General features: G+C 39.3%; 14 protein-coding genes. 9 read left to right on the plus strand and 5 right to left on the minus strand.

What is annotated here, in order from left to right; translation table 11 throughout:
- Window position 1: 1 nt before the first annotated feature.
- The 8 genes from secY to QUD79_RS02160 all read left to right on the plus strand — a co-directional run bounded on the left by secY (window position 2) and on the right by QUD79_RS02160 (window position 5,510).
- On the plus strand, window positions 2-1,327 hold the full coding sequence (gene secY, locus QUD79_RS02125; protein ID WP_184425283.1) for a preprotein translocase subunit SecY: 1,326 nt from the start codon (window positions 2-4) through the stop codon (window positions 1,325-1,327).
- A gap of 17 nt (window positions 1,328-1,344) precedes the next feature.
- Window positions 1,345-1,458, plus strand: a complete 114-nt coding sequence (gene rpmJ, locus QUD79_RS02130) for a 50S ribosomal protein L36 (RefSeq protein WP_009839384.1) — start codon at window positions 1,345-1,347, stop codon at window positions 1,456-1,458.
- Window positions 1,459-1,587: 129 nt separating this feature from the next.
- Entirely contained in the window at window positions 1,588-1,944 is a 357-nt protein-coding gene (gene rpsM, locus QUD79_RS02135; protein ID WP_184425285.1) for a 30S ribosomal protein S13, read from the plus strand.
- Between the two features lie 14 nt (window positions 1,945-1,958).
- The gene (gene rpsK, locus QUD79_RS02140) at window positions 1,959-2,348 is read left to right on the plus strand and encodes a 30S ribosomal protein S11 (protein ID WP_076420861.1); all 390 of its coding nucleotides are present in this window, start codon (window positions 1,959-1,961) and stop codon (window positions 2,346-2,348) included.
- Between the two features lie 31 nt (window positions 2,349-2,379).
- Window positions 2,380-3,000 carry a 30S ribosomal protein S4 gene (gene rpsD / locus QUD79_RS02145; protein WP_184425287.1) on the plus strand — a complete coding sequence of 207 codons (621 nt, stop codon included), beginning with the start codon at window positions 2,380-2,382 and terminating at the stop codon, window positions 2,998-3,000.
- A 25-nt stretch (window positions 3,001-3,025) separates the two neighbouring features.
- Complete coding sequence (locus QUD79_RS02150; RefSeq protein WP_184425289.1) at window positions 3,026-4,015, plus strand: DNA-directed RNA polymerase subunit alpha; 990 nt, start codon at window positions 3,026-3,028, stop codon at window positions 4,013-4,015.
- Between the two features lie 41 nt (window positions 4,016-4,056).
- Window positions 4,057-4,464: a 50S ribosomal protein L17 gene (rplQ, locus tag QUD79_RS02155; protein WP_184425291.1), complete on the plus strand. Its 408-nt coding sequence runs from the start codon at window positions 4,057-4,059 to the stop codon at window positions 4,462-4,464.
- A gap of 146 nt (window positions 4,465-4,610) precedes the next feature.
- Window positions 4,611-5,510: a phosphoribulokinase gene (locus QUD79_RS02160; RefSeq protein ID WP_184425293.1), complete on the plus strand. Its 900-nt coding sequence runs from the start codon at window positions 4,611-4,613 to the stop codon at window positions 5,508-5,510.
- A 152-nt stretch (window positions 5,511-5,662) separates the two neighbouring features.
- Here the strand turns inward: QUD79_RS02160 and QUD79_RS02165 are convergent, their stop codons facing one another.
- Both QUD79_RS02165 and QUD79_RS02170 read right to left on the minus strand, forming a co-directional pair.
- On the minus strand, window positions 5,663-6,070 hold the full coding sequence (locus tag QUD79_RS02165) for an OsmC family protein (RefSeq protein ID WP_184425295.1): 408 nt from the start codon (window positions 6,068-6,070) through the stop codon (window positions 5,663-5,665).
- A gap of 73 nt (window positions 6,071-6,143) precedes the next feature.
- On the minus strand, window positions 6,144-6,497 hold the full coding sequence (locus QUD79_RS02170; protein WP_184425297.1) for a DUF3802 family protein: 354 nt from the start codon (window positions 6,495-6,497) through the stop codon (window positions 6,144-6,146).
- 431 nt (window positions 6,498-6,928) lie between these two features.
- On the opposite strand from QUD79_RS02170, the gene QUD79_RS02175 reads away from it, so the two are divergent.
- Window positions 6,929-9,943 (plus strand): TonB-dependent receptor, encoded by a 3,015-nt coding sequence (locus QUD79_RS02175; RefSeq protein WP_184425299.1) that lies wholly within the window; start codon window positions 6,929-6,931, stop codon window positions 9,941-9,943.
- A 131-nt stretch (window positions 9,944-10,074) separates the two neighbouring features.
- Here QUD79_RS02175 and QUD79_RS02180 read toward each other — a convergent pair whose 3' ends face one another.
- From QUD79_RS02180 to astA, 3 genes are all read right to left on the minus strand, one after another.
- Entirely contained in the window at window positions 10,075-10,872 is a 798-nt protein-coding gene (locus QUD79_RS02180; RefSeq protein ID WP_184425301.1) for a DUF1338 domain-containing protein, read from the minus strand.
- 299 nt (window positions 10,873-11,171) lie between these two features.
- Window positions 11,172-12,644 (minus strand): succinylglutamate-semialdehyde dehydrogenase, encoded by a 1,473-nt coding sequence (gene astD, locus QUD79_RS02185; RefSeq protein ID WP_184425303.1) that lies wholly within the window; start codon window positions 12,642-12,644, stop codon window positions 11,172-11,174.
- Window positions 12,645-12,688: 44 nt separating this feature from the next.
- Window positions 12,689-13,705 (minus strand): arginine N-succinyltransferase, encoded by a 1,017-nt coding sequence (astA, locus tag QUD79_RS02190; RefSeq protein ID WP_184425305.1) that lies wholly within the window; start codon window positions 13,703-13,705, stop codon window positions 12,689-12,691.
- Window positions 13,706-13,725 lie beyond the last annotated feature (20 nt).

Here is a 13,725-nt window from a genome sequence, read left to right on the forward strand (position 1 = left end):
TATGGCTACACCAGGAATGGATAACAAAGGCGCAGGCGGATTGTCTGAGCTAAAACAAAGATTGTGGTTCGTATTCGGCGCATTAATCGTGCTTCGTTTAGGTTCATTTGTGCCAATCCCTGGTATTGACGCCGCTGTATTAGCTCAGTTGTTTGATCAACAAAAGGGCACTATCGTAGAGATGTTTAACATGTTCTCTGGTGGTGCGCTTGAGCGAGCCTCTGTATTGGCATTAGGTATTATGCCGTACATTTCAGCTTCTATTATTATGCAATTGCTCACGGTGGTTCATCCTGCTATGGCAGAGCTTAAGAAAGAAGGTGAAGCTGGACGACGTAAGATTAGTCAGTACACCCGCTATGGTACTTTAGTACTTGCAACCGTACAGTCGATTGCTATCGCGAAAAGCTTGCCGGGTATGATGCCTGGTTTGGTTATGGATGCCGGTTTCGGCTTCTATTTTGCGGCAGTAGTCAGTTTAGTTACCGGCACCATGTTTTTAATGTGGTTAGGTGAGCAAATTACTGAACGCGGTATTGGTAATGGTATTTCAATCATTATTTTTGCCGGGATTGTTGCAGGTATGCCATCAGCTGTGGGTCAAACCGCAGAAATGGCGCGTCAAGGGGAAATACACCTTCTAGTATTATTGTTAATTGCAGTGATTGTATTTGCAGTAACTTTCTTTGTGGTATTTGTAGAACGTGGTCAACGACGCATAGTTGTAAACTACGCTAAGCGTCAGCAGGGACGTAAAGTTTTTGCAGCGCAAAGCACACACTTACCTTTAAAAGTTAATATGGCGGGTGTAATACCTCCTATATTTGCTTCAAGTATACTTTTGTTCCCTGGCTCAATTGCGAGTTGGTTCGGACAAGGTGACGGCATGATTGCTGATGTGTTACAGGAATTGTCTATTGCGATATCTCCTGGTCAGCCGTTATACGTTATGTTACTTGCTGCGGCGATAATATTTTTCTGCTTCTTTTATACGGCATTGGTTTTCAATCCGCGTGAAACAGCAGATAACCTAAAGAAATCTGGTGCGTTTATTCCTGGGATCCGTCCTGGAGAGCAAACGTCTAAGTATATAGATAAAGTGATGACTCGGTTAACCCTTGCGGGCGCCTTGTATATTACCTTTGTCTGTTTGGTACCAGAGTTCATGATGATTGCCTGGGATGTTCAGTTCTACTTCGGTGGAACATCATTATTGATCATTGTAGTAGTTATTATGGATTTTATGGCTCAAGTACAAACGCATTTGATGTCACATCAATATGATAATGTGCTTAAAAAAGCAAACCTGAAAGGCTATGGCCGCTAGGTTTAACGGAGTATAAAATGAAAGTTCGTGCATCCGTAAAAAAGATTTGCCGTAACTGTAAAGTGGTAAAGCGTGCTGGTGTTGTTCGTGTTATTTGTAGCGAACCAAAACACAAGCAACGTCAAGGCTAAATCTTTAGCAGTGGCATTATGTAGAATTTTCTGTATAATGCCGCTTCGATTGCAAAAAGAAGACGGGTTGAGTATCCTAACGGGCTTTTCAACCTGATGTAATTTTAATCTAGAATAGGAGATGTGTTAGTGGCCCGTATCGCTGGCATTAACATCCCTGATCGTAAGCATGCAGTAATCGCCATTACTGCGATCTTCGGTATTGGAGCAACACGTGCGAAAGCAATTTGTGCAGCTTCTGGTATCGCAGAAACTACTAAGATCAGTGAATTGGACGAAGCTCAAATCGATTTGCTTCGTGCTGAAGTGGATAAATACACCGTAGAAGGTGATTTACGCCGTGAAGTATCAATGAACATCAAGCGTCTGATGGACCTTGGCTGTTTTCGTGGCATACGCCATCGTCGCAGTCTACCTCTACGTGGTCAACGCACTAAAACTAATGCGCGTACCCGTAAAGGTCCTCGTAAGCCAATTAAAAAGTAACGAGGGATTAGACAATGGCAAAAACACCAGTCCGTACGCGTAAACGCGTAAAAAAACAAGTTGCTGATGGCATGGCTCATATCCATGCTTCTTTCAACAACACAATCGTGACTCTTACAGATCGTCAAGGTAATGCTTTATCTTGGGCAACTGCAGGTGGTTCAGGTTTCCGTGGTTCACGTAAATCTACTCCGTTTGCTGCGCAGGTAGCTGCTGATCGTGCTGGTAAAGCAGCGCAAGAGTTTGGTTTGAAGAATATTGAAGTGTTCGTTAAAGGTCCGGGTCCAGGTCGTGAATCTGCTATCCGTGCTCTAAATGCTGCTGGTTTTAAAATTACCAACATCACTGACGTTACACCTATTCCTCATAATGGTTGTCGTCCGCCGAAAAAGCGTCGCGTGTAATTGGCACTTTTAGGATAGTTGGAGAAAGATAATGGCTAGATATTTAGGTCCTAAGTTAAAGCTTAGCCGCCGCGAAGGAACAGACTTGTTCCTTAAAAGTGGTGTTAGAGCAATAGACACTAAATGTAAAATCGAAATGATACCAGGTCAACACGGCGCACGTCGCGGTCGTTTGTCAGATTATGGTATTCAACTTCGTGAAAAACAAAAAGTTCGTCGTATTTACGGCGTATTAGAAAAGCAGTTCCGTAACTACTATAAGCAAGCTGCGCGCATTAAAGGTAACACAGGTGAAAACTTGTTGTTGCTTCTTGAAAAGCGCTTAGATAATGTTGTTTATCGCATGGGATTTGCTAGCACACGTGCAGAAGCTCGTCAGTTAGTAAGTCACAAAGCCATTGTAGTTAATGGTCAAGTTGTTAATATTCCATCTTTCACTGTTAAAGCCGAAGATGTTGTTTCTATACGTGAAAAGTCTAAGACTCAAGCGCGTATTACCGCTGCTTTAGAGTTAGCTGAACAACGTGAGAAGCCAGTTTGGGTTGAAGTCGATAATAAGAAAATGGAAGGCGTGTTTAAGCGTATTCCTGATCGTTCTGACTTGTCTGCTGAAATTAATGAGCAGTTGATTGTTGAGCTTTACTCTAAGTAAAGTGCATTTTTAAAGAGAGGACATAATGCAGGGTTCCGTAACCGAATTCCTAAGACCACGATTGGTTGACATTGAAACTGTCAGCCCAACACGTTCTAAAGTTACTTTAGAACCATTGGAACGTGGTTTTGGTCACACTTTAGGTAATGCCTTACGCCGTATTTTACTATCTTCAATGCCAGGTTGTGCGGTAACTGAAGTTGAAATTGATGGCGTATTACATGAGTACAGTAGTAAAGAAGGTGTGCAAGAAGACATCATAGAAATACTATTGAACCTTAAAGGACTTGCTATTGGTTTAGAAGGCAAAAATGAAGCAGTTCTTACCTTAACTAAGTCAGGTGAAGGCCCTGTAACGGCAGCTGATATACAGCATGATGGAGATGTGACTATCGCAAATCCTAGCCATGTTATCTGTCACCTAACTGGTGATGGCTCTATCAGTATGCGTATTAAAGTTGAAATGGGCCGTGGTTACGTTCCTGCTTCAACTCGTCGCGAAGCCGAGGAAGAAGATCGTGCAATTGGACGTTTGTTAGTTGACGCTTCATTCAGTCCAGTTGTTAGAATTGCTTATGATGTTGATTCTGCGCGTGTTGAACAACGCACAGATTTGGATAAATTAGTTCTTGATATGGAAACCAATGGCACATTGGATCCAGAAGAGGCAATTCGTCGTGCTTCAACCATTTTAGCTGAACAGCTAGATGCATTTGTTGAATTACGCGATGTGACTGAAGTAGAACAGAAAGAGGAAAAACCTCTATTTGATCCAATTCTACTTCGTCCTGTTGATGATTTAGAACTAACTGTTCGTTCAGCTAACTGTTTAAAAGCAGAAGCAATTCAATATATTGGTGATTTAGTACAGCGTGCAGAAGTTGAGCTTCTTAAAACGCCTAATTTAGGTAAGAAGTCTTTAACGGAAATCAAAGACGTTTTAGCGTCTCGTGGCTTATCTCTAGGTATGCGCCTAGAAAATTGGCCACCTGAAAGCATTGCTGATAACGACTAAGTCGGTCATCATTTTTTAATAGTTGAGAGAAGGATTAACTTATGCGTCATCGTAAAAGCGGTCGCCAGTTAAACCGTAATAGCAGTCATCGCCAGGCGATGTTCCGCAATATGGCAAGCTCTTTAGTAAAGCACGGTGTTATTAAAACTACTGTTGCTAAAGCTAAAGAACTACGTCGCGTTGTTGAGCCACTAATCACTTTGGCCAAAACCGACAGCGTTGCAAATCGTCGTTTAGCATTTGCTCGCACACGTGATCAAGAAGTAGTTGGTATTTTATTTAACGAACTTGGTGAACGTTACCAAGAACGTCCAGGCGGTTATACACGTATTTTAAAGTGTGGCTACCGTACTGGTGATAAAGCACCTATGGCTTATGTTGAACTTGTCGACCGCCCAGCAGTTGAAGAAACAGCTGAAGTGGTTGAAGAAACAAGTGCAGAAGCTTAATTAATAATTAAGTTTTACAACACACTAAAAACGGAGCAAGTTGCTCCGTTTTTTTATGTGTTTTTGTAATTGAATAAAAGCAAGAAACTTGACCTTCGCCTTGTTAATTCGTATAACATTAGTCCTTATCAATTTAGGCGAACTCAATGTCATCAAGAAATCCAATTATTGCCGTTACGGGTTCATCAGGAGCCGGCACCTCTACAACAACAGAGTCATTTGAGCATATATTTCGTTCATTAGGTATTACTTCAGCGAAAGTTGAGGGTGATAGCTTTCATCGTTATTCAAGACCAGAAATGGACCTAGAGAAACGCAAAGCGAAAGAAGGTGGTAAGCGGATAAGCTATTTCGGTAGTGAAGCTAACGATTTTGATGCCTTAGAGAAACTATTTCAAGACTATTCTGAAACTGGCCGTGGCAAAATGAGGCGGTATTTACATACCTTTGATGAAGCTGTGCCTTACAACCAAATGCCTGGCACATTTACACCATGGGAAGAGATTGGTGATGGAACAGACCTGCTGTTCTATGAAGGGTTACATGGTGGAGTAGTAACTGAAAAAAACGATGTTGCAAGCCACGTAGATCTTCTTATTGGAATGGTGCCCATTGTAAACTTAGAATGGATTCAAAAAATTATACGAGATACCAGTCATAGAGGGCATAGCAGAGAAGCCGTAACAGCAAGTATTGTTAGAAGTATGGAAGATTATATTTCGTTTATTACTCCACAGTTCTCGCGCACACACATAAATTTTCAGCGTGTGCCCACTGTAGATACGTCTAATCCTTTTAGTGCTAAAGCCATCCCAACATTAGATGAAAGCTTTGTAGTGATACGTTGTCGAGATGCCATACAAGTTGACTTTCCTTATTATCTTAATATGATTCAGGGCGCTTTTATGTCACGTGTGAACACGCTTGTGGTACCCGGAGGTAAAATGGGCTTGGCGATGGAGCTTATACTAACGCCGATGATTAAAGAGCTTCTGGCTAAGAAAAATGAAGCGAATAAACAAATAGACTGGATGAGTGACTTATAATTTGGATTGATATTGTAATTAACCAATTAACCAATTAACCAATTAACCAATTAACCACTAGTTTTATATACCAGCTATTTAAGTGGTTAATACAACTGTGCAATTAGTATAAGTCACTGTTCTAAGATAAATATTCGGTAGAAAGTTAGAGATTATTCAGCAGCAATAACTTCATAGTCATGTGTTATTTTAACTGCTTTATTAAGCATTAATGCCACTGAGCAATACTTGTCAGCTGAAAGCTCTACGGCTCTTGCCACTTGCTTATCGCTAACGTCATATCCTGAAATAACAAAATGTAAATGTATATCTGAAAATAACCGTGGAACGGTATCTACTCGATTTGCATTTATTTCAACAACACAATCAATTACTTTTTGTCTCGACTTCTTTAGAATACTTACGACATCAACAGATGAACAACATCCAAGTGATAAAAGAATATTTTCTAAAGGGCTTGGTGCGTGTTGTCCTCCGTTAGCGTCGAAAATAACGCTATGACCACTTTCTGATGTGCCAATAAACTTTTCATCTGCGATCCACTTAACCTGTGCTTGCATTTTATTACCTAATATATAGTTGATTATTGATATTTGGGATTAACCCTTAAAAAAGAGTTTCTGTTATAAAAACTTATGAGAGGAACTGGGCATGAACCTCAATATCAAATAAGTTTTTTATTAAGAGCGAAAACTCTTTAATAAATTCTTTTTGACTTGGAGATACTTTATTATTTACAACACCAGAGAGGATCTCTTGAAGATCATAAACTATAGCGTCAATTTCTCTAATGATAATATTACGTTGATTAAAAGATAACTCTTCATTTTGATTACAAACGATCATTATCTGCTCACTTAGCTCTTGTTCAATCACCGCCATAACGGTATCACTAGAATGGTGATCGCTAGGTGAGTTTTCAAATAGACTTAAATGTTCAGTTAAGTATTCAACAATATGGATGTAACCTTCAGTATCTGTAACCATAACTAGCTTTTACTGTAAAAAATTGTATCAACTTTACTCTATTTCAATAAGCATAATCAAGGCGAGTAATAAAAACATAGTAAGTCACTATGTTATTAATGAACACAAGTATCGGACGATACGTTCTGCACTTAGCAGTTGCCCATAGATCAATACTTATTAAAGATTAAGATCACTATAGCAAAAAGTTCTATGATTTTATTATGTAAATTAAATGTTAATTTACAGTGTTTTAACCGTTTTAATATTATTTTGTATACATTTTTTGGATAAAATATGCTTTCTGCTATTGATATTTTCGTTATATCCGTCAATATGTTAGGCGATTGTAAAAATTTGTGTCCATGTTAACGCTTAATAGTACTTAGATTTTGTACAATCAGTCAATTTAAATAAATAAAACAATAAACAAAACACAAAGAGAAAAAACAATGCGAAATATTTATTCAAAAACGTTTAAGCGTTCACTGACTGCCGCCGCAGTTGCAATGACGCTAACTGCGGCAATGCCTGCCATGGCTGCCAGTAACACTGCAGGCTCTATTTATGGTAAGGCAACCGCTAACAGTGAAATTACTTATAAAAATGTAAACACTGGTAGTACACGTACCATACAGGTAAGTTCTGACGGTCGCTTTAAAGTTGGTAGTGTACCTGCAGGTACATACTTAGTGACGAATGCTGCAGGTGAAACTCGTGAAGTTAGAGTACTGCTTGGTACAGGTAGTGTGGTTAACTTTGGTGATAATACAGAAGTAATTGAAGTTAGTGGCTCACGAATTAACAATATTGATACTTCTTCTGTTGAATCTTCAACCGTATTCTCTATGGACGAAGTGGCAAAATTACCATTACCACGTAACTCAGTTGCGGTTGCGTTATTAACACCAGGCGCAATTCAAGGTGGTGCAAACTTTGGTCGTAACTTACCCTCTTTTGGTGGTGCTTCAATCGGCGAAAATGGCTATTACATCGATGGTATGGATGTAACTAACTTACGTTCATTATTGCAATTTGCTAACTTACCACAAGATGCTATAGCGCAAACACAGGTTAAATCAGGTGGTTATGGAGTAGAATATGGCCGTGCATTAGGTGGTATTGTTAATATAGTTACTCGCTCAGGTTCAAATGACTGGGAATTTGGTGGTTCAGCTTACTATACACCAGACTCATTTAGAGCCAGTGCAAAAAATACCATAAGTAACAAAATTGATGGCACATCTGAAATATCTGCTTATAACAGCGAAGATGAAACAGATAATCTTGAATTTAATATGTACGCTAGTGGCCCAATTATTGAAGATAAGTTATTTTTCTTCGTAAATGTTGAAGGTCAGCAGTATGAAAGAAATAACTATTCAAGAAACAATAGTAATCGCAGCAAAGTTGATACGCCAAACTACCTTGCCAAATTAGATTGGTATATTAATGAAGATCACCTTTTACGCTTTACTCATATTAATAATGAAACAGAATATGACCGTACCAACTATAATAATGCCGCTGGTGATGAATGGGTAGGCAAACATGGCGAAGTTGGTTCTGAATACACCTATGGCGAAGGTGGCGACATTAATGTATTAACTTATACCGGATATATTACAGATGATTTAACTTTAAACATGATGTACGGTGAGTTAGAGCATAAATACTTAAAAGTACCTAATTTACCAGGTGACGACTGTGCTTATGCATGGGATACAACTAATGGTGTTGGTTGGGGTGGTAGAACCGCTATCGGTTGTTGGAATGCACCTGTACAGACTAGTGTAACCGATCAAATTGATGATACTGATGTGCGTACTAGTTATAAAATAGATGTTGATTGGGTGCTAGGTGATCATACCGTTCGTTTTGGCTATAACTCTGAAACCTATGATTCAACAGCTCCAGGTACTAAGTACTCAGGTGATATCTATTATCGCTACCAAACAGCCCATGTAAATAACGGCTGTCGTATGAATGGCGTTACTTTACCTTGTGGCACTGAAGTGGTACGTGTGCGTAAAAACAACATTAAAACTGCAACATTCACCGTAGAAAATACTGCTTGGTATGTTGAAGATACATGGCAGTTAACTGACGACTTTTTAGTTTATGGCGGTGTTCGTGGCGAAACCTTTAAAAACAACGACGGAAATGGTGATACTTTCTTAGAGTCAGATAACTTAATTGCTCCACGCATTGGTTTTGCATGGGATATTGATGGTGACTCTAGCCGTAAACTTTCTGCTACTTTAGGTCGTTACTATATCCCAGTAGCGTCTAACACAAATATACGTGCAACTCGTGAAGAAGCTTTCTACGAAGACTATCATTACGTTTCAGGTGGTTGGAATGCTGATGGCAGCCCTATTGGTGGCTTAGGCGAGAAGTTTGGCTCAGGGGTTGTTGACGTACAAACACCAAACCCAGAAGTTATCGCGGATCATAACCTAGAGCCAATGTATCAAGACGAGTTTATTATTAGCTATCAAGAACAAGTTAGCGACGATTGGACCATGACAGGTAAGTTTATGGGGCGTACAGTTGGTAACGGTATGGATGATTTCTGTGCTAATGATGGTTTTGTTAACTGGGCCGCTGATAACGGTTATGACAACTTTGACCCGCATTCACTTGCTGGTTGTGTCATTGTTAATCCAGGTAGCGACATTACACTTAGCATGGACTTAGAAAATGATGGTAACTTAGTTAAAACTACAACCCCAGCTTCGTACCACGGCCTACCAGAGTACAAACGTCATTATTTAGGTTTAGAGTTAAAAGCTGAAAAAGCATTATCTGATAACTGGAAAGGGTCATTCTCATATGTACTTTCAAGAACGTTTGGTAATGTTGAAGGTTATGTTAACTCGTCATTAGCGCAAGAAGACGCAGGCGCAACGCAAGATTTTGACCATGCTAACTTTATGGATGGTGCTTACGGCGACTTACCAACCGATCGCACGCATCAATTTAAAGCATACGGCTTATATGAAATTAACGACGAGTTTACTGTTTCAGTTAACTTTAGCGCTGTTTCAGGTATACCGCTTAGCTGTCAAGGTTATGTAAGTACCGATGGCATGTTAGTAGGTGATGGCTCTACTTCTTATGATTATGGTAACTTTAAGCGTTATGGCGCATCAAGTTTCTACTGTGCCAACGGCCAGCTTGATGGTGATGATAATGCAGTTAAAGAGTTAACTCAGCGTGGTGACCAAGGGCGTTCTAACTGGTTATTTAATACTGATTTAGGTCTTATTTATTCACCAGAATGGTCTGATGGCTTAACGTTAAAAGCGACAGTGCGTAATGTATTTAATACACAACGTCCAGACTCTTATAATCAGCAAAAAGATTATGCGGTTAATAGCCCTGTAATTAACCCTAACTACGGCAACGCTACAGGTTATCAGCCACCGCGTTATGTTCAGTTAATTGCACATTATACTTTTTAATTAAAAATATAATGTCATCTAATGTAAAAAGCACTTAACTCGCGTTAAGTGCTTTTTTTATAACGTTTACCGTGCTTAAATGTGTTTACAAGGACGCTTTTGAGTTATCTATTTTACTTTTATTGCTTTATTTAAGCAGCGTTTGTACTTTCAAATATTTTATCGGCAGAGGCGGCAACAAAACCTGTATACAGTTCGCCATTTTCTAATGGATAACGTTTAGCAAATTCATAGAAACAAGAGGGTATTTCAACCGCTTTATCTGAAAACTGCACTAATGCTTTATCTGCAAGTGTTGATGACTGTTCTAATTTCACATCTTCACCACCTTTTACTTCACCACCTGTGGCATTAAGTGTAAAACCGCCAGCTTTTACTTTACTATTTACTGCGTCAATCGTTTGATATTGCGCTAAGTGATTAATGCTTACCGTAAAGTGGTTTGCGCGGTAACCCCATGCACTAAGCCACGCAGCATACTCGCTCTCAACTAACAACGCTTGGTAATCACTGTAGCTAATGTCCCAAGTCTTACCAGAGTAGAGAAAACTTTGCTGTGCAATGATAGACTCGTCTATGCTGTCTACTACCTTATGAATAATCGCTTGTATTGCAGGCGAAAACTTTTCTACTAATAATTCACTAATAAATACTTTTGGCATAGTGCTATCGGTATGTTCGTAATGCTTCGCATAGAGTTTTTTAGCTTCAAAATGATATTCTCCACACTCACTATAACCTAATGCTAATAAATGCTGTGCGAGCTTCTCAAGGCCAACCTTTTCAATATTAAACGTTCTATAGGCAACGTGATCATTAATCACGTCGTTACCGGAGCCGAGCAATTGATGAATTTCTTTAGCTGAAGGGGTAACTTCTAGGTAATTATTCCAGATGTTGTTAAATAGTTCTGTTACTTGTGCAGTCATTGTAATACTCCTAATGAGGGCAACGTGATAAATATATTTTGCTTAAGTTAAATTTTTGGCATAACTGGGAAGTAGATTTGCGACGAACAAAAAAATAGGTGTGCGAGATCACTAACCAGTAGGTGATTAGTTTATATTTGATTGATACTCTTAAAAAATGCAGGTCTAAAGCCTGCAATTTGAATTTGATAGCTTATCGTCATGGATGGCATTTTAACCACTTTAAAGTATTTACTCAAATTAAATTGCAAAAAAATGCTCACCTTATATTCGGTGAGCATTTTTTGATGATTAAAGACTTACTTAATAGTTAAGCCAGGGCTTAATGTTGCAGGCATTGAAATTTTCTCTGCTTCAACTGATGCTACAGGGTAAGCACAGTAGTCGGCAGCGTAGTATGCGCTTGCTCTGTGGTTACCGCTTTCACCAATACCGCCAAAAGGTGCTGCGCTGCTTGCACCTGTTATCGGTTTATTCCAGTTAACAATACCTGCTCGAATATGAGTGAAAAAGTGTTGATAATCAGTTTCGTTATCACATAACAAACCGGCAGAAAGGCCGAAAGCAGTGTTATTTGCTTCTGCAATTGCCGCGTCAAAGTCAGTGTATCGATAAACTTTTAATAAAGGTCCAAAGTGCTCCTCATCTGGCATCTCTGCAATATTGGTAACATCAATAATACCGGGTGTAACAAAGCCTGTGTTTACTTCTTTATGCGTAAGTGCAAGTAGTGTTTTACCGCCCAGCGCAATAAGTTGTTCTTGTGCTGCTACTAAACCTAAGGCTGCTTTTTCAGAAATCATTGAGCCAATGAATGGTTGGTCTTCATCGTCAAAGTAACCAATTTTAAGAGCCGCAGTAGAGGCCACTAATTTGGCAATAATTGCATCACCCTTTTCACCAGACTCTATAAACAAGCGGCGTGCGCATGTACAACGTTGGCCAGTGGTAATAAAAGCTGATTGAATAATGTCGTGAACTACGGCGTCAATATCACTAACATCTTTAATGATTAATGGGTTGTTACCACCCATTTCTAATGCCAAAATCTTGCCAGGCTGACCACTAAATTGTTGGTGTAATAGCTTTCCGGTATTAGAGCTACCGGTAAAGAACAAACCATCAATCTGTGGATGACTTGCTAACGCTTTACCTGTTTCAATTTCACCTTGTACTAAGTTAATAACACCCTCAGGTAAACCTGCTTGTTGCCATAGTTTTAACGTTAACTCAGCAACCATTGGTGTTAATTCGCTTGGTTTAAATACAATAGTATTGCCGGCGATTAATGCTGGAACGATATGACCATTAGGTAAGTGACCTGGGAAGTTATAAGGGCCAAATACAGCAACAACACCATGTGGCTTGTGGCGAATAAATGCTTTAGCGCCAGGCATAGGGTTTTCAACTGTACCAGTACGCTCGTTATAAGCTTTCACTGATATTGCTATTTTGCCCATCATAGCACCCACTTCGGTACGAGTTTCCCAAAGCGGTTTTCCAGTTTCTAACGCGATAGTTGTAGCGAGTAACTCTTTGTTTTCTTCTAATACTTTTGCAAACTTTGTGGCTAAAGCAATTCGATCATCTAATGAGGTTGTAGACCAAGTAATAAATGCCTTTCTCGCACTTAATATTGCTTGATTAACTTGCTCTGCAGAGGCGCTTTTACCTTGCCAAATAATTTCGTTTTTTGCAGGGTTGAGCGAACTAACATCATGGCCTAAACCTACTTGCCATGTACCGTTAATTAGTTGAATAGGGTGCGTCATAGTTTTTCCTCAATATGTTTATATTGGAACAAATAAATTAGCCGTTAATTACGAATTAAACGGATCCAGTCGCCATCACTTACTTGTAATGCTTCTGCTGCTTGCTTAGTGATAACAGCTTGCTTAGCTGTTTCACGCAGCTGCAATTGTGTTTGGATAGCTCTAAAATTGGCAACGTTTGTATTACAAACAATGTATTTTTCATTTGTTGAGACTTCACCAATAATTACTTGGCATTTCTTGCTTTCACGCAGTGTTTTTATTGTATGTGTTTCTGCTTCTACCGTTGGACCTGCATCAAAAATATCAATATATCCTCTACGAGAAAAGCCTTCTGCCTCTAAAAGCCTTAAAGCAGGTACAGTTTTAGGGTGTACTTTATTAATTGCTTGTTGTGCTTCTTTACTCAATAAGTTTACATAAATTGGGTATTTTGGCATTAATTCGGCAATAAAGCCTTTTTTGCCAATGCCTGATAGGTAATCAACCGTAGGAAAGTCCATAGAGAAGAAATGCTCCTCAAGCCAACTCCAAAATGGTGAGCGACCTTCATCGTCTGAAACACCTCGCATTTCAGCAATAACGGTTTTTGCAAAACGTTCTCTATGCTCCGCAATAAACAAAAAACGCATACGCGATAATAAACGGCCATTATTATTTTTACGGTGAGATTCACTTAAAAATAAAGTGCAAATTTCGCTAGCACCAGTGTAGTCGTTACATAAAGAAAGCGTTTCAACAGTGTTATAAATGTTAAGCTCGCGCGAGTTATGTACAACTTTCCCTAAATGGTAGTGATAAAAAGCATCATCTAAACCAACGGCGGCTTCTATACCACTAGTACCAACAACCTGGCCTGTAGTGGTGTCTTCCATAACAAACAGGTAGCCTTCATCGCCAGGATGGGTAACAGCCTTCTGGAAGGAGACTTGAGCATGGTTAATACGTTTTTTTAACAACTCTTCATTGACTGGAAGTGATGTAAAACCGTGTCCTGATTCTATTGCAATTCGATGTAAAGCATCGTAATCGCTATGCTGAATAGGGCGTATTATAATCATATAAAGTTCTCAATGATGGA

The sequence above is a fragment of the Thalassotalea piscium genome (assembly GCF_030295935.1).
GTDB classification, from domain to species: domain Bacteria; phylum Pseudomonadota; class Gammaproteobacteria; order Enterobacterales; family Alteromonadaceae; genus Thalassotalea_B; species Thalassotalea_B piscium.

Coding starts and splice junctions, on each gene's coding strand:
- secY (WP_184425283.1), top strand. CDS start 2: ATGGCTACACCAGGAATGGATAACAAAGGCGCAGGCGGATTGTCTGAG.
- rpmJ (WP_009839384.1), top strand. CDS start 1,345: ATGAAAGTTCGTGCATCCGTAAAAAAGATTTGCCGTAACTGTAAAGTG.
- rpsK (WP_076420861.1), top strand. CDS start 1,959: ATGGCAAAAACACCAGTCCGTACGCGTAAACGCGTAAAAAAACAAGTT.
- rpsD (WP_184425287.1), top strand. CDS start 2,380: ATGGCTAGATATTTAGGTCCTAAGTTAAAGCTTAGCCGCCGCGAAGGA.
- QUD79_RS02150 (WP_184425289.1), top strand. CDS start 3,026: ATGCAGGGTTCCGTAACCGAATTCCTAAGACCACGATTGGTTGACATT.
- rplQ (WP_184425291.1), top strand. CDS start 4,057: ATGCGTCATCGTAAAAGCGGTCGCCAGTTAAACCGTAATAGCAGTCAT.
- QUD79_RS02160 (WP_184425293.1), top strand. CDS start 4,611: ATGTCATCAAGAAATCCAATTATTGCCGTTACGGGTTCATCAGGAGCC.
- QUD79_RS02165 (WP_184425295.1), bottom strand. CDS start 6,070: ATGCAAGCACAGGTTAAGTGGATCGCAGATGAAAAGTTTATTGGCACA.
- QUD79_RS02170 (WP_184425297.1), bottom strand. CDS start 6,497: ATGGTTACAGATACTGAAGGTTACATCCATATTGTTGAATACTTAACT.
- QUD79_RS02175 (WP_184425299.1), top strand. CDS start 6,929: ATGCGAAATATTTATTCAAAAACGTTTAAGCGTTCACTGACTGCCGCC.
- QUD79_RS02180 (WP_184425301.1), bottom strand. CDS start 10,872: ATGACTGCACAAGTAACAGAACTATTTAACAACATCTGGAATAATTAC.
- astD (WP_184425303.1), bottom strand. CDS start 12,644: ATGACGCACCCTATTCAACTAATTAACGGTACATGGCAAGTAGGTTTA.
- astA (WP_184425305.1), bottom strand. CDS start 13,705: ATGATTATAATACGCCCTATTCAGCATAGCGATTACGATGCTTTACAT.